Genomic DNA, 24,427 nt, shown 5'->3' on the forward strand with positions numbered 1-24,427 from the left:
CTGGAGAAAGACAGGCGTCGGGATGCCCCACGTCATCTCGAATCCTCCCCGGGGGTCCTGAGTCAGCCCTTGATGAACGCCAGCAGATCGGCGTTGATCGTCTCGGCCTCCGTGGTCGGCATGCCGTGCGGGAAGCCCTTGTAGGTCTTCAGCGTGCCGTTCTTCAGCAGCTTGGCCGAGAGCGGGCCGGAATCCGCGTAGGGCACGATCTGGTCGTCGTCGCCATGCATCACCAGCACCGGCGCGTTGATCTTCCTCAGATCCTCTGTGAAGTCGGTCTGCGAGAACGCGACGATGCCGTCGTAATGCGCTTTCGCGCCGCCCATCATGCCCTGCCGCCACCAGTTCTGGATCACCGCCTCGGACGGCTTCGCGCCCGGCCGGTTGTAGCCGTAGAAGGGTCCAGCGGCGACATCGCGATAGAAGCCCGAACGGTTGGTTGCGACCTGCGCCTGGAAATCGTCGAACACCGCTTTGGGCAGGCCGCCAGGGTTGTTCGGCGTCTGCACCATCAGTGGCGGCACCGCCGCGATGATCGCAGCCTTCGCCACCCGGCTCTCGCCATGGCGAGCGATGTAGTGCACGACCTCGCCGCCGCCGGTGGAATGACCGACATGGATGGCGTCCTTCAGGTCGAGGTGGGAGGTCAGCGCCGCGAGATCGTCGGCATAATGGTCCATGTCGTGGCCATCGGCGACCTGAGCGGAACGGCCGTGACCGCGGCGGTCATGGGCAACGACGCGAAATCCGCGATTGAGGAAGTACATCATCTGCGCGTCCCAATCATCGGACGACAGCGGCCAGCCATGGCTGAACACGATCGGCTGACCCGAGCCCCAATCCTTGTAGAAGATCTCGACTTGATCCTTGGTCGTAATCGTGGGCATCGGCCGCTCTCCGCGTGTCCCGTCACGGACGCTGTTGCGGAATTCTTATTGCGGACGCCTCCCCGCGCCGAATAAATCGTTGCAAAAAATCGATCCTGCCAGGCGACCATTGCGCGGAATTTTTTGGAAAGTTTTATTTGGCTGCGTCCAGATGCCGCTGAAGACTTGCGCGCGATCAACGGACGGAGCTCCGATGAACGGCAATCTGCACCAGCTTGGCGATGACTTGCGTCTGCACCTCCTTCAACTTCAGGTCTGCCTGAACGGCATCAACGGCTTGCTGACCGGTGGCCCGGTCGCGAACCAGCCCGAATTCACCACCCGGCTGGACGCCCTGCGCGCCATGATGAAGGATCGTTCGGAGCGCACCGTGGAGCTCCGGGAGATCATGCGGCAAAGCCTCGAGCGAGACGCGGCGTTCGCACCCGAGACAGTGACCAGGTGGATCGGCAGGCGTCAGACCGCGCAGCTCCATGCCCGCGCCGATCAGATCGAACAGACAGCAACTGTTGCCGTTGAGCTGGCGATGCTGGCCGCGATCGAGGCCGAACGTATCACGATGAGCGCGGTTCTGGCCCGTCGGGAAGCGATGGCGGTGCAGGTGCAGCGGGAACACCCCCGTTGATCCCGGTTCACGCTCAGGGTCCGTCAAGGACCAATCACCCGCGCGGGATGGACACCATACGCCCCCCAGCGTAATGGAGCAGTTTGCGAAGCCAATGACGGCCTGACGGATGCCTGAATACTCCAGCAAGTCCGAGCGTACTTATCTTTTCGGGCCGTTTCGCCTGTCTGCCTCCAAGAGGACGCTGTTCGAGGGCGACCGCGTCGTCCGCCTGGGCAGCAAGGCCATCGAGATATTGATCGCACTCGTTGAGCATGCCGGCGAGCTTGTCGGAAAGAACCAGCTCGTCGAGCTCGCCTGGCCTGATACGCATGTCGTCGATGCGAACCTCACGGTTCAAGTCGCCGCGCTCCGCCGCGCGCTGGGCGAGGACGAGACCGCCAACCAGTACATCGTCAACAGTCCGGGCCGCGGCTATCGCTTCGTGGCGCCGATACGCATTCTGGACGAGGAGCAGCCGGCTGGAGACAATCCGGCGGCACGCCAGGCGCATAATCTTCCGGCACAGATCGTTCGGCTGGTCGGACGCAACGACGTGCTCGAGGCGATGAAGCGCAAGCTGGCGGAAGGCCGCCTCGTCAGCGTCGTCGGCCCGCCCGGCGTGGGCAAGACCTCGGTCGCGCTTCGACTGGCGGAGTCGCTGCTGCCGCAATTCGAGCACGGCGTCTGGCTGGTCGACCTCGCATCGATCACCAGTCCATCATTGATACCCAGCGCGTTGACGTCGGCCCTGCCGACCGAATTTCGATCGAACGACGTGCTGTCGGGCTTGGCTGCGGCGTTGCGCTACAAGACCATGCTGCTGGTCTTCGACAATTGCGAGCATCTGATCGATGGCGCGGCGGCAGCCATCACCGAGCTGCTGCGCGCGGCCCCCGGAATCAGGGTGTTGACGACGACGAGAGAGCCGCTTCGCATCGAGGGCGAGCAGGTCTGCCGTCTTCCGCCGCTCGACGTTCCTCCGGCAACCACCGGCCTTGGCCCAAAGGATGTGCTTGGCTATCCTGCGGTTCAGCTGTTCGTTGAGCGCGCGGCAGCCATCGTCAATGATTTCGAACTGACCGATGCCAATGCGGACCTCGCCGCACAGATTTGCCGCAGACTAGACGGGAATCCGCTCGCGATTGAAATGGCCGCGGCGCGTGTCGACACGTTCGGCGTCAAGGGGCTGGCGAGCCGGATCGACGATCGAATGCATCTGCTCTCGGAGAGCCATCGCGGCACGCCAGCGCGTCACCGCACCATCGCGGCCGCACTCGAATGGAGCTATCAGCTGCTGAGCGAGCGGGAGCGCTATGTTCTCCGCTGTCTCGGTATCTTCGCGGGAAGTTTCACGCTCGACGCTGCGGTCGCGGTGGTTCCCGTGGCGGAGCAAGGCGACACGGCGTCGATTCTGGCGGACCTGGTTTGCAAGTCGTTGCTTTCGGTCGATATCGGGGCGGACGTCGCCAGATTTCGGCTGCTCGAGATCACCCGCGCCTTCGCGCTCGCCAAGCTGCTCGAGACGTCGGAGCGGGACGAACTTGCCACCCGCCTCGCGTCCTGCCTTGCAGACGCGCTGCGCAAATGCGCCGCTGGCCCCGGCCGCGTTCAGGAGCTTCAGGCCGCGATTCAGGAGCTCGACAATGTGCGCGGCATCCTGAATTGGGCCTTCTCGTCACCTGCCCACGCGCGGACCGGTGTGGACCTCACCGCCTGCGCCGTACCGGTATGGCTGGAAAATGGACTGCTGACGGAATGCACGGGTTGGACGACCAGGGCGATCGATGCCCTCGAGCCGGCGGAGTTCGGCGGTCGTAACGAGATGATCCTCAAGGCGGCGCTTGGCCTGTCGGTGATGTTCACCACCGGCATGACCGGGCTCGCGCGCGAAGCTCTGGATCGATCTGTCGTACTTGCAAAAGCGCTCAGCGACCGGGAATGGCAGCTCAGGGCGCAGATGGGGCTTGTCGTCTTCTTCCATCGGCGGGGCGACCTGAAGAGCGCCCTGGCGGCGACCGAAGCGGTCGAAGCACTGACGGCGACGGTCGAGGAGCCGCTCGCCGTCGCCATGACCAACAGCGTGAAGAGCGCCTCGCTGTTCCTCCACGGCGATCACGCGCAGGCCCTGACATTCGCACACAGGGCGCACGAATACTTCCGGACCCATACCGACGCCTCGCAGATCGGACGCTGGGGGCTCAATCACTCGGTTTACGCACAATGCGTCATCGCGCGGACCTACTGTCATCAAGGCTTGCTGGACCGCACCGTCAGGGCATCGATCGCGGCACATTCCGAAGCGGAAGCAAGCGGAAATCCGACATCGATCTGTCAGGCGTTGTCGTGGTGCGGCGCGTCCCTGTTCCTGTTCCTCGAGCAGTTCGAGCAAGCCGCCACCGCAATCGCGCGCTTGCAGGAAGTGGCCCACGACAATGATTTGCAGAGTTACTACTACTCGGGAGTGGGCTTCGAAGGCAGAATGCTGTCACTCACGGGCGACATGGAGGGTGGCGAGCGATTGTTGCGCCGGGCATTGTCGTGGCTGAGCGAGGCTCGCTACGAGAACCTCTACGTCCCGTTTCTAGGGCATCTCGCCGAGCTCCTTGCGTCCGACGGCCGCAGCGATGAGGCCATCCTGGCTTCGACCGAATCCCTCGAACGAACCAGGGCCTGCGAGATGTATTGGTGGTTGCCGGAGGCCTTGAGAACCCACGCCGATGTGCTTGCTTCGTCCGACGGACCGCACCCCAGATCCGCTGAAGACTATCTGCGCGATGCGATCGAATTGGCGCAGCGCCAAGGCGCGCTGGCCTATGAGCTGCGTGCCGCAACTCGGCTGGCGCAGTTGCTCGACCTCGATGGACGACGCAAGGAAGCAACGTCCTTGCTGCACGGGACCATGAGCAAATTGACGGAAGGCTTCTCGAGCATCCTGTTCAGGCGGGCACGGGCCGTCCTTGATGGCCTGAACGAGTGACGCGACACGGAAGCTGTTCCCTGGCTCGTCCCTCCCGGGAACGAGCTCGATCGGGCCGTGGTCGTTCCGGAGGACAACAAGCGCGGCCGGTCGATGAGCGCATGTCGACCTCTACCTACCGATTCGCTGCCGGGCGGCCACGACGACAGGCCGCTTGAAACGAGCGGCGCCAGATCACACGACATTTGGAGGTTGGAGCGGGTGAAGGGAATCGAACCCTCGTATTCAGCTTGGAAGGCTGCTGCTCTACCATTGAGCTACACCCGCATCTCGGGATCACCTAACACGGTCGGACGGCCGTCTCAACTGCTTCGGCGTGCGTCCTTGTGCTCCGGTAAACAGCTAATTTCCGTACAATTGGCCTCGTTCCGTGCCCGAACCGGCCGGATGGCGGCCTTAACAGTGACGGATTCGCCCCCTATATTAGATGTCCCATCAACAAAGAAAGGAGGTGATCTAGTGTCTTGTCTCAAGCGCTGTCACCTCGCTGGGATCGCCCGCTAGGACCTGAGCAATCAGCCTGGCATCGGGGCGCTCTCAGCCCTGGACCAGCGAGACAACGAAAGTTCGGGCGCGGCGGAAGCAATTCCGCCGCGCCTTTTTGCGTTCGGAGTATGGTCAACCGGCCGGGTGGAATCGGTTGTGCGCCAGCCTGCCGCGACACAAGACCGGTCCGATCCGCTACAGATGAAATGTCGGCTGGGGCTGTCGTCAGACGTCCTTGGATCTGCCACAGCACAATCGAGGAGCACCATCGATGCTTTATGCCATCCTGGCCTATCACGTCGAAGACGAGGTCAAGTCCTGGACCGCTCAGGAGGACGCCACCGTCATGGCCGGCCTGCTTGAGGTCCACGAAAAGCTCAAGGGCCGGCTCGGTCCGGCGGTGCGCCTCGGCGACACCCGCAAGGCCAGCACCCTGCGCGGACCTGGCCACGGCACGGTGATCGATGGCCCGTTTGCCGAGACCAAGGAGCAGCTGCTCGGCTTCTATGTCATCGATTGCACCGATGAGGACGAGGCGATCGCCGCCGCGCGCGAGCTGCGCCGGGCCAATCCATCGGCGGTCTACGAAATCCGCGCGACCAAGCTGTACACGCCCGGCGCGCCGTTTCCGCGATCGGCCGGCGCCGGCGATGCCTAGAACATGATCCGGAAAAGTGCGAAGCGGTTTTCCGAAAGGATCATGCGAAAATAGCAATCCAAAGCGCGATGGCGATTCAAACTCATCTCATCGCGCTTTAGCCTTCAGCGGCTGGAGCGCTTCGGCAATTTCGGGAGCTTGCTCGGGTCGAATTTCGGCGTGGGCAGGTTCGCGTCGGGCTCGGCCGAAACCTCCTGACTGGGCATCAGCGTCACCTCGAAGGCGAGGTCGGGCACCGCATCGGCCTTTCCCTTGCAGATCGCGATCGGGCCATTCCAGACCCCCTCGAGGCGGACCACGAGATCGTCGGTTCCGAACACCGTCGCATGGCCTTCGCTGTGCCGCCTGGTGGTCAGCACGGCCGTGAAGCGTTCGCCGTCCACTTCGTAAGTGCCGTCGTAGAGCATGATGCTGTCGCGGCCCCACAGCCTGCCGTCGGCGACATGCACGATGCCGGTGCCGTCCGCGAGCGACGTGCGAAACCACGCCGCATAAGTGCCGTTCTTGAGCATGGAGCCTGTCTCCACCCGCCCCTTTCGCCCCACGATCTGGGCACCGTTGCGTTAACAAGGGATGAAGGAACCCGGACTTCTCACGGCCCTGCGCTCATTGGCCGTCGATCTGCCGCCCCATGATGGCGATCGCCTTCTGATAGACCTGCGCCGCGTTCCACGCCTCGATCGCGGCGAAGTTGGGTTCTCCCGGCTGATAGCCCGCGCCGGCGCGCCAGCCATGGGCGCGCAGGAAATTAGCCGTCGAGCTCAGCGCGTTGGCGGCGACGTCGAGATTGCCGGTGCCATAGGCGAGGACATTCTTCGGCATGAACTGGGTCTGGCCGATCTCGCCATGCATCGAGCCGCGCGTGCTCCCGGACAAAGTGCCGCGGTCGATCAGCTTCAGCGCGGCATAGAGCTGGTCGGTGAAGAAGTCCGGGCGTCGGCAGTCATAGGCAAGCGTCGCGATCGACGACAGCATGTTCTGGTTGCCGCGCTGGCTGCCGAAACCGCTCTCCATGCCCCAGATCGCGATCAACGGTCCCGGCGGCACGCCGTAGCGCTGCTGGATCGAGGCGAACATCGCCGCCTGCGACTGCTTCAGCGAACGGCCGCGCGCCACGATGGTCGCCGATCCCCGCTTGGCCATGAACTGCTCGAGCGACAGGCCGAAGCTGCGCTGGCCGCGATCCGCGGCAATCGTCGCGCTGGCGTAATGGGCCTGCATCAACGCGCCGATTGCGGTTTCCCCGACGCCCTTGGCCCTTGCCTCGCCGGCGAATTGCTCCTTCCAGGCTTCGAACCCGCCCGGCCCGTTGCCGCACTGCGCCGCGTTCGCCTCTGCGCCCAGCGTTGCAACCATCACGACAACGGCAAGCGCCGATGCCGCAATCTGCCAGCCCCTGGTCATCCGAAACCTCCTCCGCAAATGTGCCGCCGCCCTTGCGGGCGCCGCGCCGACGATGGCCGGATACAGATGACCCGGAGATGAACGTTCCGCCTCAGATTCGGCCGCAGACCGTCACGATATGTCGCCGGCAGCGGATTGACCATCCCGGCGGTCTCGGGCTCGCCGGGACATTTGGCCCCTGCGAGGCTCCGGCGGATCCGCAGCGACGGTGCCCGGCGCAGCCGCGCGCAACCCGGCGCTTGACATTGACGTTAATGACAAGGTGCTAGGCCAGCCCTCGGCAGGAGATCGCGATGAGGATTCAGGAAGCGGCCCGTCATCTCGGCGTGAGCGCCCGGGCGCTTCGGCACTATGAAGCGGCCGGCCTGGTGGTGCCGCGCCGGACGTCGAACGGCTATCGAAGCTATGCGGCGTCGGAGATCGAACGGGCTGCGTGGGTGAGAGACCTGATCGCCTCGGGTTTCTCGACCCGCGAGTTGCGCAATCTCCTGAGCGCGCTTGACGGCGGCCGCCGTGGGGCGCGCGTGAGCTGCTCCACCGTGATGCAGGACAAGCTCGACCAGATCGATCGTGCGATCGCGGCGCTCCGCATCCGGCGCCGTGCCCTGTCGCAACGGCTGACCAGATCGGATCGCAACGGATGAGGACATGAGGGCCCAGCGATGAAGATACTCAACATCCTGGCGCGGCGTTATTTGCCGCTGGAAGAGCTCGATCAGGCCGTCGCGTTCCACGAAACCCTGATCGGCCAAACGGCGCGCCTTCGCTTCGACTATCCGGAGTATGATCTGAGGCTCGCGCAGGTCGCCTCGATCCTGTTCATTGCAGGCACCGAACAGAGCCTGAAGCCATTCACGGCGACGCATCTGACCTTTCTGGTCGACGACATCGACGCATTCGCCGCGCATCTCCCCCACGTCGGCGCCGCGATACTGGACGGCCCCAAGCCGGTCCCGACCGGTCGCAACATGCTGGTGCAGCATCCGGACCGGACCCGTGTCGAATATGTCGAGCACCGCGACAAGCATCCGGCCGACGTGCTGCCATGAGCACGGCGACGGCTACGGCACGTCGCCGCGCCTGAGCGGGCCGACGGTCTGCGGCCGATTGAGGAAGAACTCGCGGTTGCCGAGCGCCGCCTCCGCATACTGATCGATCGCAACGATGATCGCCTGCACATGGTGAAAGCACCAGCCTTCCCGCGCTGCCATGTGCCGGACCTCGGCAAGCGCCTTGATCCAGGGCGCGTGACTATCGCTGTCGTTGAAATACCGAAGCGGCTCTCTCATCTTTCCTCCGGCAAATCACGTCCTCGAGCTCGGCGCGCTTGCGCGACAGCAGCAGCTGCATCGACGCTCCGTCGCGCCCCGCCCGCCTGAGCTGGTTCACGGATGACTCGAGCTCGCGCAACTCGGCGCGCAGCCGCCGCGTTCTCAGCGCGTCATCACGCACGCGCTTCGGCGATCAGCTCACGCTTCGCCGGGCGAACGAAGGCGGTCACCGTCACACGACGGCGCGGCGCGACGCTCGCATGCACTATGATCGGCGTACGGTCGCCCAGGACATTGCGCTCCTCGACCAGCCGGCTCATGACCAGCCGCATCTTCAGCAGGTCCCCGGCGACGAAGGCACAGTCCACATCCCGGTTGACCTGCTCCCGCATGATCGCCTCGGCTTCCATCATGCTGACGCGCAACGCCCTGATCTGCCTGCGAATTTCGCTGATACGGTTGTCCATGGCCGGCTCCTGTTCACGGTAGGAGGCAAATAGAACAAAACAAGAACATGAAGTCAAGCGGCAGCGCGGATCGTAACGCGCTTTCTCGCAGACACACGCACGGCCAAGTTCCCACCGCCGGAGCCGGGATCCGATAGGTCATTCACGAAAGCGATCATGCTGGACGAACGAGCGAGCAATGGCGCGAAAGGGTGCAGCGAGGGATCGTGGCATACGTGCGCAAGCTCAGGATGAAGTTGCGGCAGTCCGTCGCAGCTGACGACTTCTGCCATTTGACGTCTTGCTGGAGCCGTATCCGCGGATCATCTGACGTGTCCGGCATTCGGGAAATTTCGTCGGCGACAAACAGCCGACATATGACTGTGGAACAATGCCTCTTAGAACTTGTCTACTTGATTAGACAAGTTAAACTGGGATCGATTCTGTTTTCGATCATTGCGCAGTAGATGGCCAAATCCTCCAAGCTGGTTGCTGCCAAGCGCGGCAAGGTTCTTCTGGTTCGACGCCGATCTGACGGGCTGTGGATGTTCCCCGGCGGCCGCCGGCGCGCGCGCGAAACCGTGAAGGATTGCCTCAAGCGCGAGATCAAGGAGGAGCTGCCAAAGCTCAAGCTCGGCCGGCTCAGTCTCTGGAAGGAAGTCACCGCCAAGAACAAGCGTTCCGGCCGCAGGATGAGCGACGCCATCTTCATCGCCAAGAACGCCAAGGGAAGGCTCGCGATCGGCGACAAGAAGGAGATCGACCGCGCCGCCTGGCATAAGCCACGGGGACTTCGCCTGACGCCGACCTCGCGCTATATCCGCGACCGGCTGTTTCCGAGAAAGCAGCAGCGTCGGAGATAAGACGGCGGAACATCCGCTGCCGAGGGCGAGTATCCCGGCTCTCGAGTTTGACGCCCGCGACGGCAAGTCTTGCTGATTTCTTGGGCTTCACCCATCGTCGACGCATGCTAGGAATGGCGCGATCCGTGTCGTATCGGACCACGACATAAACCAGAATGCCGTCAGAATGACCTTCCCCTCCAACCGCCAGCGGCGGCTGTTCCGAATCGTCTCCGTGCGTTGGCAGCGCCGCGCCATCTTCCTGCTCGGCGGCGTCGCGGTGGGAGCCGCGGCCGTCGCCCTCGCCGAGCTCGCCGATCTGGCGCAGATCGCCTTCTCCGCGCTGGTGTCACATTTCCGCTATGCTTCGCTGGCGTTGACGCCGATAGGCTTCGCGCTCTCGGTCTACCTGACCAATCGCTTCTTCCAGAACGCGCAAGGCAGCGGCATTCCGCAGGCCATCGCGGCACGCCATCTGACCGACCAGACCGCGCGCAACAGTCTCGTCTCGCTGCGCATCGCGGCCGGCAAGATCCTGCTCACCCTGTTCGGCCTGCTCTGCGGCGCCTCGGTCGGGCGCGAGGGACCGACGGTCCAGATCGGCGCCTCGATCATGTTCGCGCTCGGCCGCTTCTCGCCCCGGCGCCAACCCGGCCTGATCCTTGCCGGCGCTGCCGCCGGCGTCGCGGCGGCCTTCAACACCCCGCTGGCCGGGATCGTGTTCGGCATCGAGGAAATGAGCCGCGCCTTCGAGACGCGAACCTCCAGCCTGATCATCGGCGCGGTGATCGCCGCGGGTCTCACCTCGCTCGCGCTGATGGGCAACTACACTTATTTCGGCACCAGCGCGACGGCGCTGCGCAACGGCGCCGACTGGCTCGCGGTGCCGCTCTGCGGCGTGGCCGGAGGCCTGGCCGGCGGTCTGTTCAGCCGCATTCTGATCGCGATGGCGCGCGGATTTGCCAACCCGATCGGACGCACGATCAAGAGCCATCCGGTCGGCTTTGCCGCGATCTGCGGCTTCGCGGCGGCGATCTGCGGGATCGCCTCGGACGGCGCGGTCTACGGCACCGGATATCAGCAGGTCAAATCCGCCCTGGAAGCCGGATCGCAATTGCCCGGAAGCTTCAGCGTGTGGAAATTCCTGGCGACCACCTTCGCCTCGATCAGCGGCATGCCGGGCGGCATCTTCGCGCCCTCGCTTGCGGTAGGCGCCGGGCTCGGCTCCAACATCGCCCCGCTGTTTCACGGCGCGCCGCTGCCGGCCATGATGCTGCTCGGCATGGTCTCGTATTTCGCAGGTGTGGTGCAGGCCCCCATCACGGCCTTCGTGATCGTCACCGAGATGACCGACAATCACGCCATGGTCGTGCCGCTGATGGCGGCGGCGCTGATCGCGCATGCGAGTTCGCGCCTGATCTGCAAGGAAGGCGTCTATCACGCCCTCGCCAAGGGATTCACCGACCGGGCTCAACCGCCATAGGCAAACAGTTCGATCGGCTCGCTGAAGCCGCGCACGGCATGTTCGCCGACATGCTCGAGGGCGAAATCCTGCTCGACTAGATCGGCGAACGCGCGCGACAGCAGCACGTTCCTCTTCAACTGCTTGGTGAGGGCCTCGAGGCGCGAGGCCATGTTCACCGCGGGGCCGATTACGGTGAAGTCGAGCCGGCTGCGCGATCCGATGTTGCCGTACATCACGTCACCGACATGAACGCCGATGCCGTAGTTCATCGGCGCCCGGCCCATCATGCTGTTCTTTTCGCTCAGCGCCGCCATCGCCTCGCGCGCTTCGGACACCGCGTGCAGCAGGTTGGCGCAGGCTTTGGGCTCGCTCAGCGGGAAGATCGCGAGCAGACCGTCACCGATGAATTTCAGGATTTCACCGCCATGCCGCGCGATCGGCTCCGACATCGCGTCGAAATAATCGTTCAGGAGATCGATGACGTCGTCGCGCGGCCAGGAGTCCGAGATCCGGGTGAAATCCCGCAAGTCGCAGATCATGATCGCGGCGCGCACCGTGGTGCCGCTGCCGCGCCTGGTGGCGCCGGCCAGGATCATCTCGCCGGCATGGGTGCCGACATAGGTCTCGAGCAGCGTCCGCGCCAGCCGGTTCTTCATCCGGATTTCGCTGACCAGCGCCAGCACCGGCAGCACCTTCAACAGGCCTTCGATATGCGCGGCGTCGAAACCGCCGGAGCGATCGGTCGCGAAGGTCACGACATGACGCTTGCCCAGCGTATGCAGCAGCGGCCACGCCACATAGTCGGTCAGGCGCTGCGCCCGCATCTCGTCGTAGAGCGCGTGCTTGCGGCCCTGCGACGGTTCGCGTTCGAGGTTCTCGCGGACTTCGGTGGCGCTCTGATGAATCTCGTAGACCGGGCTGCCGATATATTCCGACCGCTGCTGCACCTCGTAGTCGATCCGCGTGATCTCGGCCTCACGCATCCCGTCGCTCCAGACGATCCGGGCGCCGAGCCATTGCGGGTGCTGGATCAGGAGATTCATCGTCGCCCGCTTGATCGGGATGCCGGCGCGCTGTAGCCGGATACAGAGTTCGGCGAAGATGTTGTCGACGAAGCGCTCGTCGCGCGTCTCGTTGGTCAGCCAGCGCACCACGCCGTCGGACTGTGATTCGATGGTGGCTGGCGCATTCATGGCTGGCTCCGGAGCGGCGCTTTGGATAGGCGGTATGTCGTGCTTCCACACGTCGACGTCAACGCCACCTGCGGTAACGTGATCGGATGAATCGGGTGGCCGGGCAAGGCCCGGCATGACGGCGCATTGCCAAAATATCGAAAACAACCCCATGCAAAGCAACCGGCGTTCGACCAGGCTCCTTGACATGTCGGGCAACTCACGGGTATATTTCTAATATTCCGAAATTTTTCAGACACACTCGCGCAAGGAACGGGCCCGGCACGGCTCAACTGGTTAGCGATCGATTAATTGCGACGCGCGGACGTTGCATCACGAACACACTGCGTTTCGTTTCACCGCGAGCACGGCAACCTTCATTTGTCAGCATACGGTGAGTCACCTAGCGTGACGCCCATCTGCGGCTGGCGAAGGTTTGCCGAAATGCAACCCTGCCAGGCGGCGGCAAGAACAAGGGGCTGGGCACCATGCGCGAATGCATCGGCGCTGCGACGATCGCACGACACTTTGGTGACACCACATGCAATCCACGCCGGACGGTAGCGTCGTCCCTCGCCCGCGCACATTTCCATCGGCTGCTGTTGCTGAGCACATCGGTCGCGGCGCTCTCGGCACTGTCAGCGGGCACGGCGGCGGCACAGACCTGGACCGGCGCCACCAATAACGACTGGACGGTGGGCTCGAACTGGTCCGGCGGCACAGCGCCGACGTCCGGAACCAACCCCAATATCGTGGCCGGTTCAACCGTCGTTCTCGGCGTGACCCCCGGGGCGACCAGCACGACCGGCAATATGAATATCCGCGACGTGGCTGGCGGAACCACCAGCCTCACGATTCAGAACGGCGCCACGCTGACGTCCAATCTCAATGTTTCCATGGGCGATGTCGCAGGTGGGTCGACAAATCTGACGGTGACGGGTGCCGGATCGCAATTGACGACCGGCGCGCTCACCGTCGGTAGCACCGGCACCGGCGTCGTCAACGTCACGGACGGCGCGACACTAAACGCGACGGTCAGAGTCATCCTCGGCACACCGGTTGGGGGCACGGGCACGCTCAACGTGCGCAACGCCACGGTGATGCTGGGCGGCTTTGGCTTTACCATCAGCAATGCGCGCGGTCAGATCAACTATGACAATGCGACGCTCCGCGCGCGCGTCAATACCACCAATGCCTCCGCCGGAACGGCGGCCCAGAACAACATCGCCGCAGGCGGACTGACGATCGATACCAACGGGTTCACCGTCCTCGCCCCGGTTGGCTTCAGCGGGGTCGGCGGCTTGACCAAGACCGGAGATGGGATCTTCTCGTTCGGCGGCGCCGGCAACAGCTACACCGGCGAGACGGCGATCCAGCAAGGCACTTTCAGGCTGTCCGCCCTCGCCGGCTCAGGCAATGCCCTCGCCAGTTCGAGCCGCGTGGTCGACAACGCGACCTTCGATCTTTCGATCGTTACCGACCCCAACGTGCACATCCAGAGTCTGGCCGGCAGCAGTGCCGGCGTCGTCACGCTCGGCACCAAGGACCTGATCATCACCAATGCCAACGACAGCTTCGCTGGAACGATCAGCGGCACCGGCGGCGTACAGCTCATCGGCGGCACGCAGGCCCTCTCCGGTGTGCAGGCCTACAGCGGCGCGACCACGATCACAGCGGGCACGCTGGCGCTGACCGGCGCCGGCGACATTTCCGCATCGAGCCAGGTGATCGCCAACGGCACGTTCTCCATCGCGGGGCTGTCCGGCGCAGGCACCAGCATCCAGCGCCTGTCGGGCAGCGGCAGCGTCGATCTCGGCGCCAGGACGCTGACGTTGACCGCCGCGAACGATACGTTCGCCGGCGTGATCGGCGGCAACGGCGGGCTGACGCTCGCCGGCGGCACCGAGACGCTGTCTGGCACCAACACCTATGCCGGCGTCACCACGATCTCGGCCGGCACGCTGGCGCTGACCGGCACCGGCTCGATCGGCAATTCGAGCCATGTGGTAGCGAATGCGGCGTTCGACATCTCCGGCCTCAGCGGCACCGGCACCAGCATCCAGAGCCTCGCCGGCAGCGGCAATGTCGCGCTGGGTGGCAAGACGCTGACCATCACCAACGCAAGCGACACTTTCGCGGGCGCGATCGGCGGCACCGGCGGGCTCGCGGTCACCGGCGGCACCCAGGCCCTGTCCGGCGTCAACAGCTACAGCGGCACGACCACGGTGTCGGGCGGCACGCTGCAAGCCGGCGCGGCCAATACGTTCAGCGCCGCGTCCGCCTTTGTCGCCAACGCCGGCGGCGCCTTCGACCTCAATGGCTTCAACCAGACCATGGCATCGCTCGGCAATGCCGGCACCATCAGGTTTGGCGCGGCACCCGGCACCACGCTGACGGTCGCCGGCAACTATGCCGGCAGTGGCGGAACACTGCTGTTCAACACCGTGCTCGGCGGCGACGGCTCGGCCACCGACCGCCTGGTCGCGGGCAGCACGTCGGGCACCTCGACCGTGCGGGTCAACAATGTCGGCGGCGGCGGCGCGCAGACCGCCGACGGCATCAAGCTGATCGACGTCACCGGCGCCTCGAACGGCAGCTTCACGCTGGCCGGCAACTACACGCTCCAGGGCCAGCAGGCGATCGTCGCCGGCGCCTATGGCTACACGTTGCAGAGGAACGGCATCTCGACGCCGTCGGACGGCGACTGGTATCTGCGCTCCAGCCTGGTCAATCCGGCGACGCCGATGCCGGCCGGCCCGCTCTATCAGCCCGGCGTGCCGCTCTACGAGAATTACGCCCAGGTGCTGCTCGGCATGAACGCGCTGCCGTCGTTGCAGGACCGCGTCGGCAACCGCTATTGGGGCGGCGGCCCGAGCGACGCGATGGCGCGGATGGGCGTCGCACCGCCGGCGCAGGCGGACAGTTCAGGGACGCAATCGGCGTTCTGGGGCCGCGTCCAGGGCGGCCAATCCAGCCTGCAACCGTCGAACACCACGGGCGCGACCACCAGCAGCGACGACTTCAAGGCGCAGGCCGGGCTCGACGGACTCGCGCTCGAGAACAGCTATGGCCGCCTGATCGTCGGGCTCACGCTGCAATACGGGCTGACCACGGCCTATGTGAACTCGCTGTTCGGCAGCGGCCGGATTCGCGCCCAGGGCACCGGCGTCGGCGCCACCGCCACCTGGTATGGCGACAACGGCGTCTATCTCGACGGCCAGATGCAGACCACGTTCTATCGCGCCGATCTCACCTCCGATCTCGTCGGCAGCATGACCCACGGCAATGAAGGCCTCGGCTATGCGTTCAGCGTCGAAGGCGGCAAGCGCATCACTATCGGCAACGGCTTCTCGCTGACGCCGCAGGCGCAGCTCGCCTATTCGAAGGTCGATTTCGACGGGTTCGCCGACCGCTTCGGCGCGCTGGTCTCGCTCGCCAATGCCGACAGCCTGCTCGGCCGCGTCGGTCTCATGCTCAATCACCAGAAGAGCTGGTATGACGGCACGAGCATCGTCCGCTCCGACCTCTACGCGATCGGCAATCTGCACTACGAATTCCTCGACGGCAGCAAGGTCGACGTCTCCGGCACCAGCTTCGCCAGCGCCAACGACCGGCTGTGGGGCTCGATCGGCGGCGGCGGCAGCTACAGCTGGGCCAATGGCCGCTACACCTTGTTCGGCGAAGCGACCTATCGCGCCAGCCTCCAGGACGCCGCGGCGAACCACGGCTACAAGGGCAGCGCGGGATTCCGCGTGGTGTGGTGAGGTCGAAATGCGAGGGCAGGATGAGATGATGTCGCAAGGCGACGGCGCTGCGCTCCCTCGCCCCGTTCTTACGGGGAGAGGGTTTGGGGTGAGGGGCTTGCTGCGCGAATTCGGCGACAATTGTGGGTGCGGAGACTCCCCCTCACCCGGAACGCATCTAGCGATGCGTTCCGACCTCTCCCCGTACTCGGGGCGAGGTGAAGCTCCGACGCCGATCCAGGTTCAACCTGATCCCGTCATGCGCTAGAATGCAGCCATGACCGAGAGCCCGCCCCTGCTCGATTTCGATCCGGCATTTTGCCGCCGGGTCGCCAAATGGGGCGCAGCGATCTGCCTGACATGGCTTTCGATCGCCGTTTGCATTCTCGCCCTGGTCGATCCGACCGGCGGCGCGTGTCCCGGCTGGATCATCCCAAGCAAGAATGGCCAAGGCACCTCGCTGTGGGCGCTCGTGGGCCTCTTTACGGCGTTCCCCGCCCTCTGGCTTTGCTTCATTCTCGTTCGCTGGCCGGGCTTCACGAGGATAGTGCGGGAGTCCGGCCAAGCCAACTACAAGCGCTTCCTGGAGACGAAAGGATGGGACGACCCGAGCAAGGCGGCCTCCGTCATTTTTCCTTTCGACCTCGTATTCGTGGCGATCATCGCGGGCTTGTGCCTGTTTTGCTCAATCCCGATTTGGACGATGATCCTGCCATGCCTTCCGATCGGGCGATGATCCGGTCTTGTGCGCCTACCCGCCCAGCCTGTCGACCTCAGCCTTGCCGGCCTTCATCACCAGCGGGATGTGCTCGCCCTGGCCGAGCAGACACGTCACGTCGCGTAGCGGATTGCCGTCCACGACCAGCAGATCGGCAAACGCTTCCGGCGCGATGCGGCCGAGCTTGCCTTCCATGCCGAGCACTTCGGCGCCCACGACGGTCGCACTCGCAATCACCGCCTGCGGGCCGAGCAGTTCGGCGCGAATCCGGAATTCGTCGCTCTGCAAACGCTGTGATGGCCCGAGCAGGTCGGTGCCGAACCCGATCTTGACGCCGGCCTCGCGATAGATCGCGAGCGAGCGCAGGCCGGCATCGCGGACGTCGGCGATCTTGGCGACGCTCGCGGCAGGGAGGCCGTATTTCGCGCCCTCGTTCGCCAATGCCTCGTAGGTGACCAGCGTCGGCACGACATAGGCGCCTTGCTCGGCCATCAGCCGCGCGGTCGGAGGATCGATCAGATTGCCGTGCTCGATGGTGCGCACGCCGCAGCGCACCGCGCGCTCGATCGCTTCCGCAGTATAGGCATGGGCCAGCACATAGGTGTGCCGCGCCTTCGCCTCCGCGACGATGGCGCGGATCTCGTCCTCGGAATAGCCGTAGGCGCCGATCGGATCGGTCGGCGACGCGACGCCGCCGGAGGCCATGATCTTGATCTGGTCGGCGCCCATTTGCAGCTCCTCGCGCACCGCCTTGCGCACCGCATCGACGCCGTCGACGACGCGCGCGATCGCGCCGACCCGCACGCAGCAGGAGCAGGTCGGGTCGGCCAGATAGTCCGAACGCGCCCGCCCGTCGCCATGGCCGCCGGTCTGGCTCAGCGCGCGGCCGGAGACGAACAGCCGCGGACCATCGGTCAGGCCGGTGTCGATCGCCTGCTTCAGCGCATAGCCGGCGCCGCCGGCATCGCGAACGGTGGTGAAGCCGCGCTTCAGCATGCCGCGCAACAGCATGGTCGAGCGCAAGGTCACCAGCACGTTGGCCATCCGCGCCTGCTGCGACAGATCGAGCTCGACGGCGACCGCGTGCACATGCAGGTCGATCAGGCCGGGCATCAGGGTCTTGCCCCTGAGATCAATGACCCGATCGGCCGAAGCGTCGATCGGTCGATCAGACACCTCCTTGATCAAGCGATCCTCGACCAGCACGTGGTGTCCTTCGAGCAGATCGGAGCGCAGCGGATCGAGCAGCGCGGCATTCTTGAAGAGGGTGGTTGGCATGAGAGTCTCCTGTCAGGACGCCGCCGTGGTCACGCGGTCTTGCTTGCGATTTCTTCCAGCGATCGGCCCCGCGTCGGCACGCCCATCAGCACGACAGTGAGTGCGCCGATCAGCAGCACGGACGTGGTGACGCCGAACACGCCGGCAAAGCCGAAATTCGGATAGAGATAGCCGACCAGGATCGGGGCCGCGATGGCGCCGATCCGCCCGATCGCAGATGCGAGCCCGGCTCCGGTGGTACGGATCGCGGTCGGAAACACCTCGGCGGTGTAGGCATAGACGCCGGCATAGGTGCCGTTCATGAAGAACGACAGCAGCAACCCCGCCGTCATGATCTCACCATCGCTCTTGGCAAAAGCGAGCCCGAGCGCGCTGACGCCGCCGAGCAGCATGTAGGACGCGATCGTCGCCTGCCGTCCGATCCGCTCGTTGAAGAACGCGGCGGTGAAATAGCCGGGCACCTGCGCGCAATACATCGCCAGCGAATAGCCAAAGCTCTTGGTGATGCTCATACCGTTCTGCACCAGGAGGCCGGGAATCCAGACGAAGAAAGAGTAGTAGCTGAAGGTGATCGACAGCCACATGATCCAGGTCATGGTGGTGATGCGGGCCTGGCGGCCGGCCAACAGCGCGGCAAAATTGCTCAGCAGCGTTCCTGACGAGACGGCAGGCAGCGCCGGTTCGGCGACCGGCGCCGGCAGCACCTGGCCCTCGCGCGCAAAGCTCGCCTCGATCCTGTCGAGCACCGCGCTGGCTTCCGTTTCCCTGCCCCGGCTTTCCAGCCAGCGCGGCGATTCCGGTAATGACCTGCGCCACCACAGCAGCATCACGACCGGCACGGCGGTGATGACGAGCACGATGCGCCAGCCATTCTCGTAGGCCGGCACGATGAAATAGCCGAGCAAGGCAGCGGCGACGAAGCCGAACGAGAAGAAGCCGGCCAGCGCGCCGGTGAAGGCGCCGCGGTAACGCCGCGCCACGAATTCCGCGAGGTAAGGCGCGATGATCGCGCTCTCCGCGCCGGTGCCCATGCCGGCGACGACGCGCGCGGCGAAGAACGCCGGCCAGCTATCGACCGCCGCGCTGACCAGCGAGGCCGCGCAATACAGCGCCAGCGCCGACATCATCACCGCGCGGCGGCCGATCAAGTCGCCCAGCGTCCCCGCCAGCAGCGCGCCAAACAGATAACCGACGAAGGTGCTGCTGCCGAGCACGCCGGTCTCGACATTGGTCAGGCTCCAGGCGGTGCGCAGCACCGGCAGGATGAACGCCAGCACCGCGGCATCCATCGCGTCGAACAGATAGCCCAGCCCGCCCATCAGCAGCAGGTGCACATGGAAACGCGCGAACGGCAGGCGCTCGATGCGCGCCGAGATCATGGACATGAAATCCCCCTCCGCGCCCCGCGGTTCGGCACGCGCCGCGGGGTCATTGGCGGCAATGATAGACAAATCATGATTATCGGAATAATTTATAATTGTTATCTAGCACATCACCAATGTGAATATCGCCCGTGTCCTTCCGTACCCTCGACCTCAACCTCCTGAAAGTCTTCGAGGCGCTGATGACCGAGGGCAGCGTCACCCGCGCGGCGAGCGCGCTGACGATGACCCAGCCCGCGGTCAGCAACGCGCTCGCCCGCCTGCGCGACGCGCTCGGCGATCCCCTGTTCGTGCGCACGGCCACCGGGATCCGCCCGACACAGCGTGCGGTGGCGTTGTGGGAGCCGATCGGCGACGCGCTGGAAAACGTGCGCCACGCGCTCGACGAGGACGCGTTCGATCCGCGGCGCGCCGAGGCCGAATTCAGCCTGTCGATGTCGGACTACGTCGCCTCGCTGGTGATGCCGCGGCTGCTGATCCGGTTCAGCGAGGTGGCGCCGTCGGTGCGCATCCACACCATGCCCAACACCATCCTGGAGATCGGCGACCGGCTCGAGGACAACCGGGTCGATTGCGTGCTGAGCGTCTATGTCAACGAGGCGCAGCATCCGCCGGCCGCGATCCGCTCACGCTCGCTGTGGACCGTCGAATATGCCTGCATGATGCGGAAGGATCATCCGCTGGCCAGGCAGAAGCGGCTGAGCACGCGCGGCTTCCTCAACGCCGGGCATGTCGATGTCAGCCTCGCCGGGCGGACGCTGCCGACCTACGATCAGTTCCTCGCCTCGCGCGGGCTGTCGCGCAACCTGGTCGCGACCGTCAACCATTACAACGCCGCCTACGAGATCGTCCGGCAGTCCGACCTGATCGCGGTGCTGCCGCGCGATCTCAGCGCGCAGTCGCGCCACGCGCCGCATCTGCACGCCGTGCCGGTACCGCTGCCAGCCCCGCCGCGCGTCGTCAGCCTGTTCTGGCACCAGCGCAACGACACCGTCCCGGCGCAGCGCTGGCTGCGCGAGACGCTGGTGGAGATGTTCGGGAGGATGGAGTGAAGGTCTGGTAGCGGCTGCGGCGAGCCGTGCGCGATCACTGCTTGGTGTCGCCGTCGCTCGTCTTCAGTTCGTATTTGGCCGTCCCGGTTATCGAAAAGCTGGGCGGGCCATCCTTCTGCATCGACTGCAATCTGAAAATGTTGACGGACGTCACTCGGCAGTTCGCGTCATACACCTTCGCGAGGATCGGGCACTGGTCCTTGGCCTCCTGGTAGAGATCCCGCCTGATCTCGTTCAGGGCCGTTTCACGGTCGCCCCCCTGCACTGACGCAGGAGGCACGGCAACGCTCTTGAGCGTCACAGTGATGTCCATCAATCCGCGCGGCGGGACAGGCGACGCCGTATTGAACGTGACCTCGGCCTGCGCCGAAGAGGCTGCAAGCAACGACAGGATTCCACATGCGATCGCTGAGACAACGCGCATTCCAGACCTCCACGAGACTTCGCGAGCACCTCCCGCGTCAGGGAGGGCTATCGCATATGCGCTCGATTTCCCCACAAAGTCCGTCATGTCCGGCCTTGTGCCGGGCATCCACGTCTTAGTCTCCGCGTGAGAAAGACGTGGATGGCCGGGACAAGCCCGGCCATGACGAATGTGGAGACAGCAAAGCCGCTCGCTGCCATATGCGATTGCCCTTACCGCGTCAGGGAGAACGTCGATATCCCAGTCGCGGATTGTTGCGGAAGTTTGGCATCGCAACCAGAGGCAGCATCGTGAAGGCCGACGATCACGCGAACTTGCGCTGGTGCATGGCCGTGCGTGATTGCCGACGACAGAGCCCGCTCTCGCTCATTTCGTTTTTGATGCAGCTTGGCTGGCTTGCCGAGCCAACGTTCGTGGAAGTGGCGACACGCTTCGCCTAACGGGCCAGTGGCATCGATCCAGCCCGCCTGCGCCCTCCGGGCTTCGGCGCGGCAGCCTTCGCTCACTTCGCTACGATGGAGTCTTGCTGGCCTGCCTAGCCGTAGCTCGCGAAGCGAGCGAAGGCTGGTGGGGGAGGCAGGACTCGAACCTGCGAAGCCATGAGGCGGCTGATTTACAGTCAGCTCCCTTTGCCACTCGGGACACTCCCCCGTCCAACAGCGTCGAACCAGCCGCGCGAGTGGCGGCGGACCGGTCATCGAAATGACGCTGATAACCGGCCGACCCGAAGCGGGTGCGCGGTCGGGCGCGTTTATGGGCGAAGGCGGTCCCCAAAGTCAACCAAGCCAGGCGCCTATTTGCCGGTTAAATTGCCAATATTCGACACCCGTGACACAAGCCTCCCATGAGCGATCGCGACCGCAGACCCAATTTCCGAGGCAAGGGCGGTAAACCCTTCCAGAAAGGGCCGAAATTCGGCCGCCCGCAGGCCCGGCGGGAGCGCGAATCCGGTTCCGACGGACCGGTGATTCTGTACGGCTGGCACACGGTGGCGGCGGCATTGGCCAACCCGGAGCGCCAGATCCGCAAGCTTTACCTCACCGAGAACGCCGCCAAGCGGCTCGCCGAGGAGAATATCGCGACCCGGGTCGCCCCGGAGATCGTCCGTCCCAGCGACATCGACCGCCGCCTCACCCCCGATGCCGTGCATCAGGGCCTGTTGGCGGAGGCCGATCCCCTGCCCTCGCCCGGCATCGACACGCTGGCGCTGGAGGGCATCGTGCTGGTGCTCGACCAGATCACCGACCCGCACAATGTCGGCGCCATCCTGCGCTCGGCGGCGGCGTTCGCGGTGAAGGCGATCGTCACCACTGCGCGGCACAGCCCGGAGGCGACCGGCGTGTTGGCGAAGGCCGCCTCCGGCGCGCTCGAGCTGGTCCCGATGGTCACGGTGCAGAACCTGGCGCGCGCGCTGAACGAGCTGAACGAGCACGGCTTCCAGACCGTCGGCCTCGACAGCGAGGGCAGCGAGGACCTCGGCAAGGTTCCGCTGCAACAGCCGCTCGCGCTGGTGCTCGGCGCCGAGGGCAAGGGCCTGCGGCAGTTGACGCGCGAGACCTGCCGCGTCGTCGCCCGCCTCGACATGCCCGGCGAGATCAAGAGCCTGAATGTGTCGAACGCCGCCGTGCTCGCACTCTATATCGGCGCCAGCCGGCTTGGGCTGATGGGCTAGAGCCTTTCCCGTTCCGATGAAATCGGAACGGGGCTCCAGGTTGTTGTCTTCGCGTTTTCTTCACGCGAACCGGTCTCCACTTCGCTCGAAAACGCTCTCGCTCGCGGCATCTCACTTCTTCCGCGTGCGAGCACCAGGAGCGAGCGGACCCGCAAGCAGCCCCGAGGCGAGGTGCGTGAAGGCGTCCACGGCCTTCGGCAAGACGGCTTTGGGATTGTTGCTGGCCGCGACCCAGAGCGCGGCATTGAGTGCCGCGCCATTCAACAGTCGCGCGACTGCTTCGGCGTCGATCGGCTTGAGGATGCCCCGCGAGATCAACCGTTCGACCGTCTGCTTCGTCACTTGCAGGCAATGGCTCTGGCTGGGCCATTGCGACGGATCCCCGAGCACCGCTGGGCCATCGAGCAGCACGATGCGCTGGACCTCGGGATCGAGCGCCATCTCGATATAGGCCACCCCTTCCGCCAGCAGCCCCTGCCAGTCGCCTCCTGCGCGGGCGCCGATCGCCTGCGCGCGCGCCGCCATTTCGCCGTCGATCTCGTTCACCACCGCCGACAGCAGTCCGCGCTTGTCCGCGAAATTATGATAGAGCGCGCCCCGCGTCAGACCGACCGAAGCGGTCAATTCATCCATCGAGGCTTCGGCATAGCCATCCCTGGCAAAGGCCTTTCGCGCAGCCGCGATCAGCTTGGCGCGGTTCTCTTCCATCGTCTCGATGCGTCGCTTTGCCGCCACCGGTCACCCTCATCGAATTCACATACGCAACGTATATGGATTGACATACGCTCCGTATGCCAACTAATGTACTGGCATACGCGGCGTATATCAAATGCGATAGCGGCGGCACGCGAAGGACGTATCGGCGGGCTGCGCATCCACACCGCCAACACACGGAAACGAAAGGATCAAGCGATGGCGCAGCGCGAGGCGATTTTCCCTGCCAACGCCAACCGGCATGCCCTCTACGAAGCCCACGGCTATTCAGCCGCGATCCGGTCGGGCGACCTCGTCTTCGTCTCCGGTCAGGTCGGCAGCCGTCTCGATGGCTCTCCCGAGCCTGATTTCGAGCGTCAGGTCCGGCAGGCATTCGACAACCTTCGCGCAACGCTTCACGCGGCGGATTGCAGCTTCGACGACATCGTCGATCTCACCACGTTCCACACTGATCCCGAAAATCAGTTCAAGACCGTCGCGGCAGTCAAGAATGAGATGTTCGCCACGCCGCCCTTCCCCAACTGGACCGCGGTGGGCGTGAATTGGCTCGCCGGCTTCGATTTCGAGATCAAGGTCATCGCCCGCATGCCGCATCGCGCAGCCGCATAGATCTCCTCACCGATCACCAAAGAGAAGCGCCCGCTCGCGTGACGCGAACGGGCGCTGATGTTTCGACGGATCGGTCGAGATCAGTAATAGCGGCGCAGCACGCGGTGGCCGTAGTGATAGGCCGGCGCGCGATGCGCGTAGCCGTAGCGATAGCCGTAGTGCGCACGGTAGGGCCGGTAGTGGTGGCGATAACCGTAGTGGCGGTAGCCATAGTGGCGATAGCCGTAATAGGGGCGGCCATAGCCTTCGCGGTAGTACGGACGCGGCGCCCAGTTGCCCGGACCGCTGTAGGTCGGTCCCTGGTTGACGTAATAGTACTGCTGGGTCGCGTTGGGATAGGCCGCATCCGGGTCAGGCAGGCGTTCGACGGCGCCGTATCCGGCATAGCCATAGCCGTAGCCGTAGCCGCCGCAGCCACCACAGCCATAGGTCACGGCAGGCGCGGCGTAGACCGGCGCACCGCAAGGGTTGAAACCGCACGCCATCGCGGGCGCGGTCAGCATGACGGCCACCGCCGCAATCAGTCCTTTGATCATTTGACGCATTACTCTCTCCTGATGCTCTCTGTTCGTCGCGTAGCTCTTGATGGCTATTCAGCGCCCCCGGTTGAGGGCTCTTGA

24 protein-coding genes and 2 tRNA genes are annotated in these 24,427 nt (G+C 64.8%); 13 read left to right on the plus strand and 13 right to left on the minus strand.

The genetic code is table 11. The features are described from left to right. Positions 1-62: 62 nt before the first annotated feature. On the minus strand, positions 63-887 hold the full coding sequence (locus tag CWS35_RS29285) for an alpha/beta fold hydrolase (RefSeq protein ID WP_100955075.1): 825 nt from the start codon (positions 885-887) through the stop codon (positions 63-65). Between the two features lie 193 nt (positions 888-1,080). Between CWS35_RS29285 and CWS35_RS29290 the strand changes: the two genes are divergently transcribed. Continuing rightward, a complete protein-coding gene (locus CWS35_RS29290; RefSeq protein ID WP_024582368.1) occupies positions 1,081-1,512 on the plus strand; it encodes a hypothetical protein in 432 nt (143 codons plus the stop codon). Positions 1,513-1,621: 109 nt separating this feature from the next. After that, entirely contained in the window at positions 1,622-4,471 is a 2,850-nt protein-coding gene (locus CWS35_RS29295) for a winged helix-turn-helix domain-containing protein (protein ID WP_100955076.1), read from the plus strand. Positions 4,472-4,664: 193 nt separating this feature from the next. Here CWS35_RS29295 and CWS35_RS29300 read toward each other — a convergent pair. Further along, a tRNA-Gly gene (locus tag CWS35_RS29300) sits at positions 4,665-4,738 on the minus strand. 490 nt (positions 4,739-5,228) lie between these two features. On the opposite strand from CWS35_RS29300, the gene CWS35_RS29305 reads away from it, so the two are divergent. Further along, a complete protein-coding gene (locus CWS35_RS29305) occupies positions 5,229-5,615 on the plus strand; it encodes a YciI family protein (protein ID WP_100955077.1) in 387 nt (128 codons plus the stop codon). 104 nt (positions 5,616-5,719) lie between these two features. Here CWS35_RS29305 and CWS35_RS29310 read toward each other — a convergent pair whose 3' ends face one another. Next, positions 5,720-6,127 (minus strand): hypothetical protein, encoded by a 408-nt coding sequence (locus CWS35_RS29310; RefSeq protein ID WP_168226393.1) that lies wholly within the window; start codon positions 6,125-6,127, stop codon positions 5,720-5,722. A 94-nt stretch (positions 6,128-6,221) separates the two neighbouring features. Beyond that, on the minus strand, positions 6,222-6,971 hold the full coding sequence (locus CWS35_RS29315) for a lytic transglycosylase domain-containing protein (protein ID WP_371412479.1): 750 nt from the start codon (positions 6,969-6,971) through the stop codon (positions 6,222-6,224). 341 nt (positions 6,972-7,312) lie between these two features. On the opposite strand from CWS35_RS29315, the gene CWS35_RS29320 reads away from it, so the two are divergent. Further along, on the plus strand, positions 7,313-7,663 hold the full coding sequence (locus CWS35_RS29320; RefSeq protein WP_024582373.1) for a MerR family transcriptional regulator: 351 nt from the start codon (positions 7,313-7,315) through the stop codon (positions 7,661-7,663). Positions 7,664-7,681: 18 nt separating this feature from the next. Next, positions 7,682-8,068, plus strand: a complete 387-nt coding sequence (locus CWS35_RS29325; RefSeq protein ID WP_024582374.1) for a VOC family protein — start codon at positions 7,682-7,684, stop codon at positions 8,066-8,068. A gap of 12 nt (positions 8,069-8,080) precedes the next feature. Here CWS35_RS29325 and CWS35_RS29330 read toward each other — a convergent pair whose 3' ends face one another. Continuing rightward, positions 8,081-8,308 (minus strand): hypothetical protein, encoded by a 228-nt coding sequence (locus tag CWS35_RS29330; RefSeq protein WP_024582375.1) that lies wholly within the window; start codon positions 8,306-8,308, stop codon positions 8,081-8,083. 155 nt (positions 8,309-8,463) lie between these two features. Next, positions 8,464-8,757, minus strand: coding sequence for a hypothetical protein (locus tag CWS35_RS29340; protein ID WP_024582376.1), 294 nt, complete (start codon positions 8,755-8,757; stop codon positions 8,464-8,466). Positions 8,758-9,203: 446 nt separating this feature from the next. On the opposite strand from CWS35_RS29340, the gene CWS35_RS29345 reads away from it, so the two are divergent. Both CWS35_RS29345 and CWS35_RS29350 read left to right on the plus strand, forming a co-directional pair. Then, positions 9,204-9,599 carry an NUDIX hydrolase gene (locus CWS35_RS29345; protein ID WP_024582377.1) on the plus strand — a complete coding sequence of 132 codons (396 nt, stop codon included), beginning with the start codon at positions 9,204-9,206 and terminating at the stop codon, positions 9,597-9,599. 166 nt (positions 9,600-9,765) lie between these two features. Continuing rightward, a complete protein-coding gene (locus CWS35_RS29350; protein WP_100955080.1) occupies positions 9,766-11,061 on the plus strand; it encodes a chloride channel protein in 1,296 nt (431 codons plus the stop codon). On the opposite strand, the gene CWS35_RS29355 is transcribed toward CWS35_RS29350, so the two are convergent. After that, entirely contained in the window at positions 11,049-12,236 is a 1,188-nt protein-coding gene (locus tag CWS35_RS29355; protein ID WP_100955081.1) for an adenylate/guanylate cyclase domain-containing protein, read from the minus strand. The two genes, CWS35_RS29350 and CWS35_RS29355, sit on opposite strands and share 13 nt — an antisense overlap. A 581-nt stretch (positions 12,237-12,817) precedes the next feature. Between CWS35_RS29355 and CWS35_RS29360 the strand changes: the two genes are divergently transcribed. Together CWS35_RS29360 and CWS35_RS29365 are read left to right on the plus strand one after the other, a co-directional pair. Then, a complete protein-coding gene (locus tag CWS35_RS29360) occupies positions 12,818-15,979 on the plus strand; it encodes an autotransporter outer membrane beta-barrel domain-containing protein (RefSeq protein WP_168226394.1) in 3,162 nt (1,053 codons plus the stop codon). A 256-nt stretch (positions 15,980-16,235) separates the two neighbouring features. Further along, positions 16,236-16,694 carry a hypothetical protein gene (locus tag CWS35_RS29365; RefSeq protein WP_100955083.1) on the plus strand — a complete coding sequence of 153 codons (459 nt, stop codon included), beginning with the start codon at positions 16,236-16,238 and terminating at the stop codon, positions 16,692-16,694. Positions 16,695-16,709: 15 nt separating this feature from the next. Here the strand turns inward: CWS35_RS29365 and CWS35_RS29370 are convergent, their stop codons facing one another. Then, positions 16,710-17,954: an amidohydrolase family protein gene (locus tag CWS35_RS29370; RefSeq protein WP_100955084.1), complete on the minus strand. Its 1,245-nt coding sequence runs from the start codon at positions 17,952-17,954 to the stop codon at positions 16,710-16,712. A gap of 29 nt (positions 17,955-17,983) precedes the next feature. Beyond that, a complete protein-coding gene (locus CWS35_RS29375) occupies positions 17,984-19,339 on the minus strand; it encodes an MFS transporter (protein ID WP_100955085.1) in 1,356 nt (451 codons plus the stop codon). 119 nt (positions 19,340-19,458) lie between these two features. Between CWS35_RS29375 and CWS35_RS29380 the strand changes: the two genes are divergently transcribed. Next, positions 19,459-20,388 carry a LysR family transcriptional regulator gene (locus tag CWS35_RS29380; RefSeq protein ID WP_100955086.1) on the plus strand — a complete coding sequence of 310 codons (930 nt, stop codon included), beginning with the start codon at positions 19,459-19,461 and terminating at the stop codon, positions 20,386-20,388. Between the two features lie 34 nt (positions 20,389-20,422). On the opposite strand, the gene CWS35_RS29385 is transcribed toward CWS35_RS29380, so the two are convergent. Continuing rightward, a complete protein-coding gene (locus CWS35_RS29385; protein WP_157817274.1) occupies positions 20,423-20,812 on the minus strand; it encodes a hypothetical protein in 390 nt (129 codons plus the stop codon). A gap of 290 nt (positions 20,813-21,102) precedes the next feature. Here CWS35_RS29385 and CWS35_RS29390 point away from each other — a divergent pair, with 290 nt between their 5' ends. Then, positions 21,103-21,252: a hypothetical protein gene (locus tag CWS35_RS29390; RefSeq protein WP_157817275.1), complete on the plus strand. Its 150-nt coding sequence runs from the start codon at positions 21,103-21,105 to the stop codon at positions 21,250-21,252. A 125-nt stretch (positions 21,253-21,377) separates the two neighbouring features. On the opposite strand, the gene CWS35_RS29395 is transcribed toward CWS35_RS29390, so the two are convergent. After that, positions 21,378-21,463: transfer RNA gene (locus CWS35_RS29395), tRNA-Tyr, on the minus strand. A 193-nt stretch (positions 21,464-21,656) separates the two neighbouring features. Here CWS35_RS29395 and rlmB point away from each other — a divergent pair. After that, positions 21,657-22,484: a 23S rRNA (guanosine(2251)-2'-O)-methyltransferase RlmB gene (gene rlmB / locus CWS35_RS29400; RefSeq protein WP_024582386.1), complete on the plus strand. Its 828-nt coding sequence runs from the start codon at positions 21,657-21,659 to the stop codon at positions 22,482-22,484. Positions 22,485-22,595: 111 nt separating this feature from the next. Here rlmB and CWS35_RS29405 read toward each other — a convergent pair whose 3' ends face one another. After that, a complete protein-coding gene (locus CWS35_RS29405) occupies positions 22,596-23,192 on the minus strand; it encodes a TetR/AcrR family transcriptional regulator (protein WP_100955089.1) in 597 nt (198 codons plus the stop codon). Positions 23,193-23,396: 204 nt separating this feature from the next. Between CWS35_RS29405 and CWS35_RS29410 the strand changes: the two genes are divergently transcribed. After that, positions 23,397-23,807 carry a RidA family protein gene (locus tag CWS35_RS29410; RefSeq protein WP_024582388.1) on the plus strand — a complete coding sequence of 137 codons (411 nt, stop codon included), beginning with the start codon at positions 23,397-23,399 and terminating at the stop codon, positions 23,805-23,807. A gap of 80 nt (positions 23,808-23,887) precedes the next feature. Here the strand turns inward: CWS35_RS29410 and CWS35_RS29415 are convergent, their stop codons facing one another. Beyond that, on the minus strand, positions 23,888-24,352 hold the full coding sequence (locus tag CWS35_RS29415) for a hypothetical protein (protein WP_210202741.1): 465 nt from the start codon (positions 24,350-24,352) through the stop codon (positions 23,888-23,890). Positions 24,353-24,427: the final 75 nt, after the last annotated feature.

This window comes from Bradyrhizobium sp. SK17, from assembly GCF_002831585.1.
Lineage (GTDB): Bacteria > Pseudomonadota > Alphaproteobacteria > Rhizobiales > Xanthobacteraceae > Bradyrhizobium.

What these genes read in the sequence shown, in the direction of transcription:
- CWS35_RS29285 (WP_100955075.1), bottom strand. Translation starts at nt 887, where the DNA reads ATGCCCACGATTACGACCAAGGATCAAGTCGAGATCTTCTACAAGGAT.
- CWS35_RS29290 (WP_024582368.1), top strand. Translation starts at nt 1,081, where the DNA reads ATGAACGGCAATCTGCACCAGCTTGGCGATGACTTGCGTCTGCACCTC.
- CWS35_RS29295 (WP_100955076.1), top strand. Translation starts at nt 1,622, where the DNA reads ATGCCTGAATACTCCAGCAAGTCCGAGCGTACTTATCTTTTCGGGCCG.
- CWS35_RS29305 (WP_100955077.1), top strand. Translation starts at nt 5,229, where the DNA reads ATGCTTTATGCCATCCTGGCCTATCACGTCGAAGACGAGGTCAAGTCC.
- CWS35_RS29310 (WP_168226393.1), bottom strand. Translation starts at nt 6,127, where the DNA reads ATGCTCAAGAACGGCACTTATGCGGCGTGGTTTCGCACGTCGCTCGCG.
- CWS35_RS29315 (WP_371412479.1), bottom strand. Translation starts at nt 6,971, where the DNA reads ATGGTTGCAACGCTGGGCGCAGAGGCGAACGCGGCGCAGTGCGGCAAC.
- CWS35_RS29320 (WP_024582373.1), top strand. Translation starts at nt 7,313, where the DNA reads ATGAGGATTCAGGAAGCGGCCCGTCATCTCGGCGTGAGCGCCCGGGCG.
- CWS35_RS29325 (WP_024582374.1), top strand. Translation starts at nt 7,682, where the DNA reads ATGAAGATACTCAACATCCTGGCGCGGCGTTATTTGCCGCTGGAAGAG.
- CWS35_RS29330 (WP_024582375.1), bottom strand. Translation starts at nt 8,308, where the DNA reads ATGAGAGAGCCGCTTCGGTATTTCAACGACAGCGATAGTCACGCGCCC.
- CWS35_RS29340 (WP_024582376.1), bottom strand. Translation starts at nt 8,757, where the DNA reads ATGGACAACCGTATCAGCGAAATTCGCAGGCAGATCAGGGCGTTGCGC.
- CWS35_RS29345 (WP_024582377.1), top strand. Translation starts at nt 9,204, where the DNA reads ATGGCCAAATCCTCCAAGCTGGTTGCTGCCAAGCGCGGCAAGGTTCTT.
- CWS35_RS29350 (WP_100955080.1), top strand. Translation starts at nt 9,766, where the DNA reads ATGACCTTCCCCTCCAACCGCCAGCGGCGGCTGTTCCGAATCGTCTCC.
- CWS35_RS29355 (WP_100955081.1), bottom strand. Translation starts at nt 12,236, where the DNA reads ATGAATGCGCCAGCCACCATCGAATCACAGTCCGACGGCGTGGTGCGC.
- CWS35_RS29365 (WP_100955083.1), top strand. Translation starts at nt 16,236, where the DNA reads ATGACCGAGAGCCCGCCCCTGCTCGATTTCGATCCGGCATTTTGCCGC.
- CWS35_RS29370 (WP_100955084.1), bottom strand. Translation starts at nt 17,954, where the DNA reads ATGCCAACCACCCTCTTCAAGAATGCCGCGCTGCTCGATCCGCTGCGC.
- CWS35_RS29375 (WP_100955085.1), bottom strand. Translation starts at nt 19,339, where the DNA reads ATGTCCATGATCTCGGCGCGCATCGAGCGCCTGCCGTTCGCGCGTTTC.
- CWS35_RS29385 (WP_157817274.1), bottom strand. Translation starts at nt 20,812, where the DNA reads ATGCGCGTTGTCTCAGCGATCGCATGTGGAATCCTGTCGTTGCTTGCA.
- rlmB (WP_024582386.1), top strand. Translation starts at nt 21,657, where the DNA reads ATGAGCGATCGCGACCGCAGACCCAATTTCCGAGGCAAGGGCGGTAAA.
- CWS35_RS29405 (WP_100955089.1), bottom strand. Translation starts at nt 23,192, where the DNA reads ATGGAAGAGAACCGCGCCAAGCTGATCGCGGCTGCGCGAAAGGCCTTT.
- CWS35_RS29410 (WP_024582388.1), top strand. Translation starts at nt 23,397, where the DNA reads ATGGCGCAGCGCGAGGCGATTTTCCCTGCCAACGCCAACCGGCATGCC.
- CWS35_RS29415 (WP_210202741.1), bottom strand. Translation starts at nt 24,352, where the DNA reads ATGCGTCAAATGATCAAAGGACTGATTGCGGCGGTGGCCGTCATGCTG.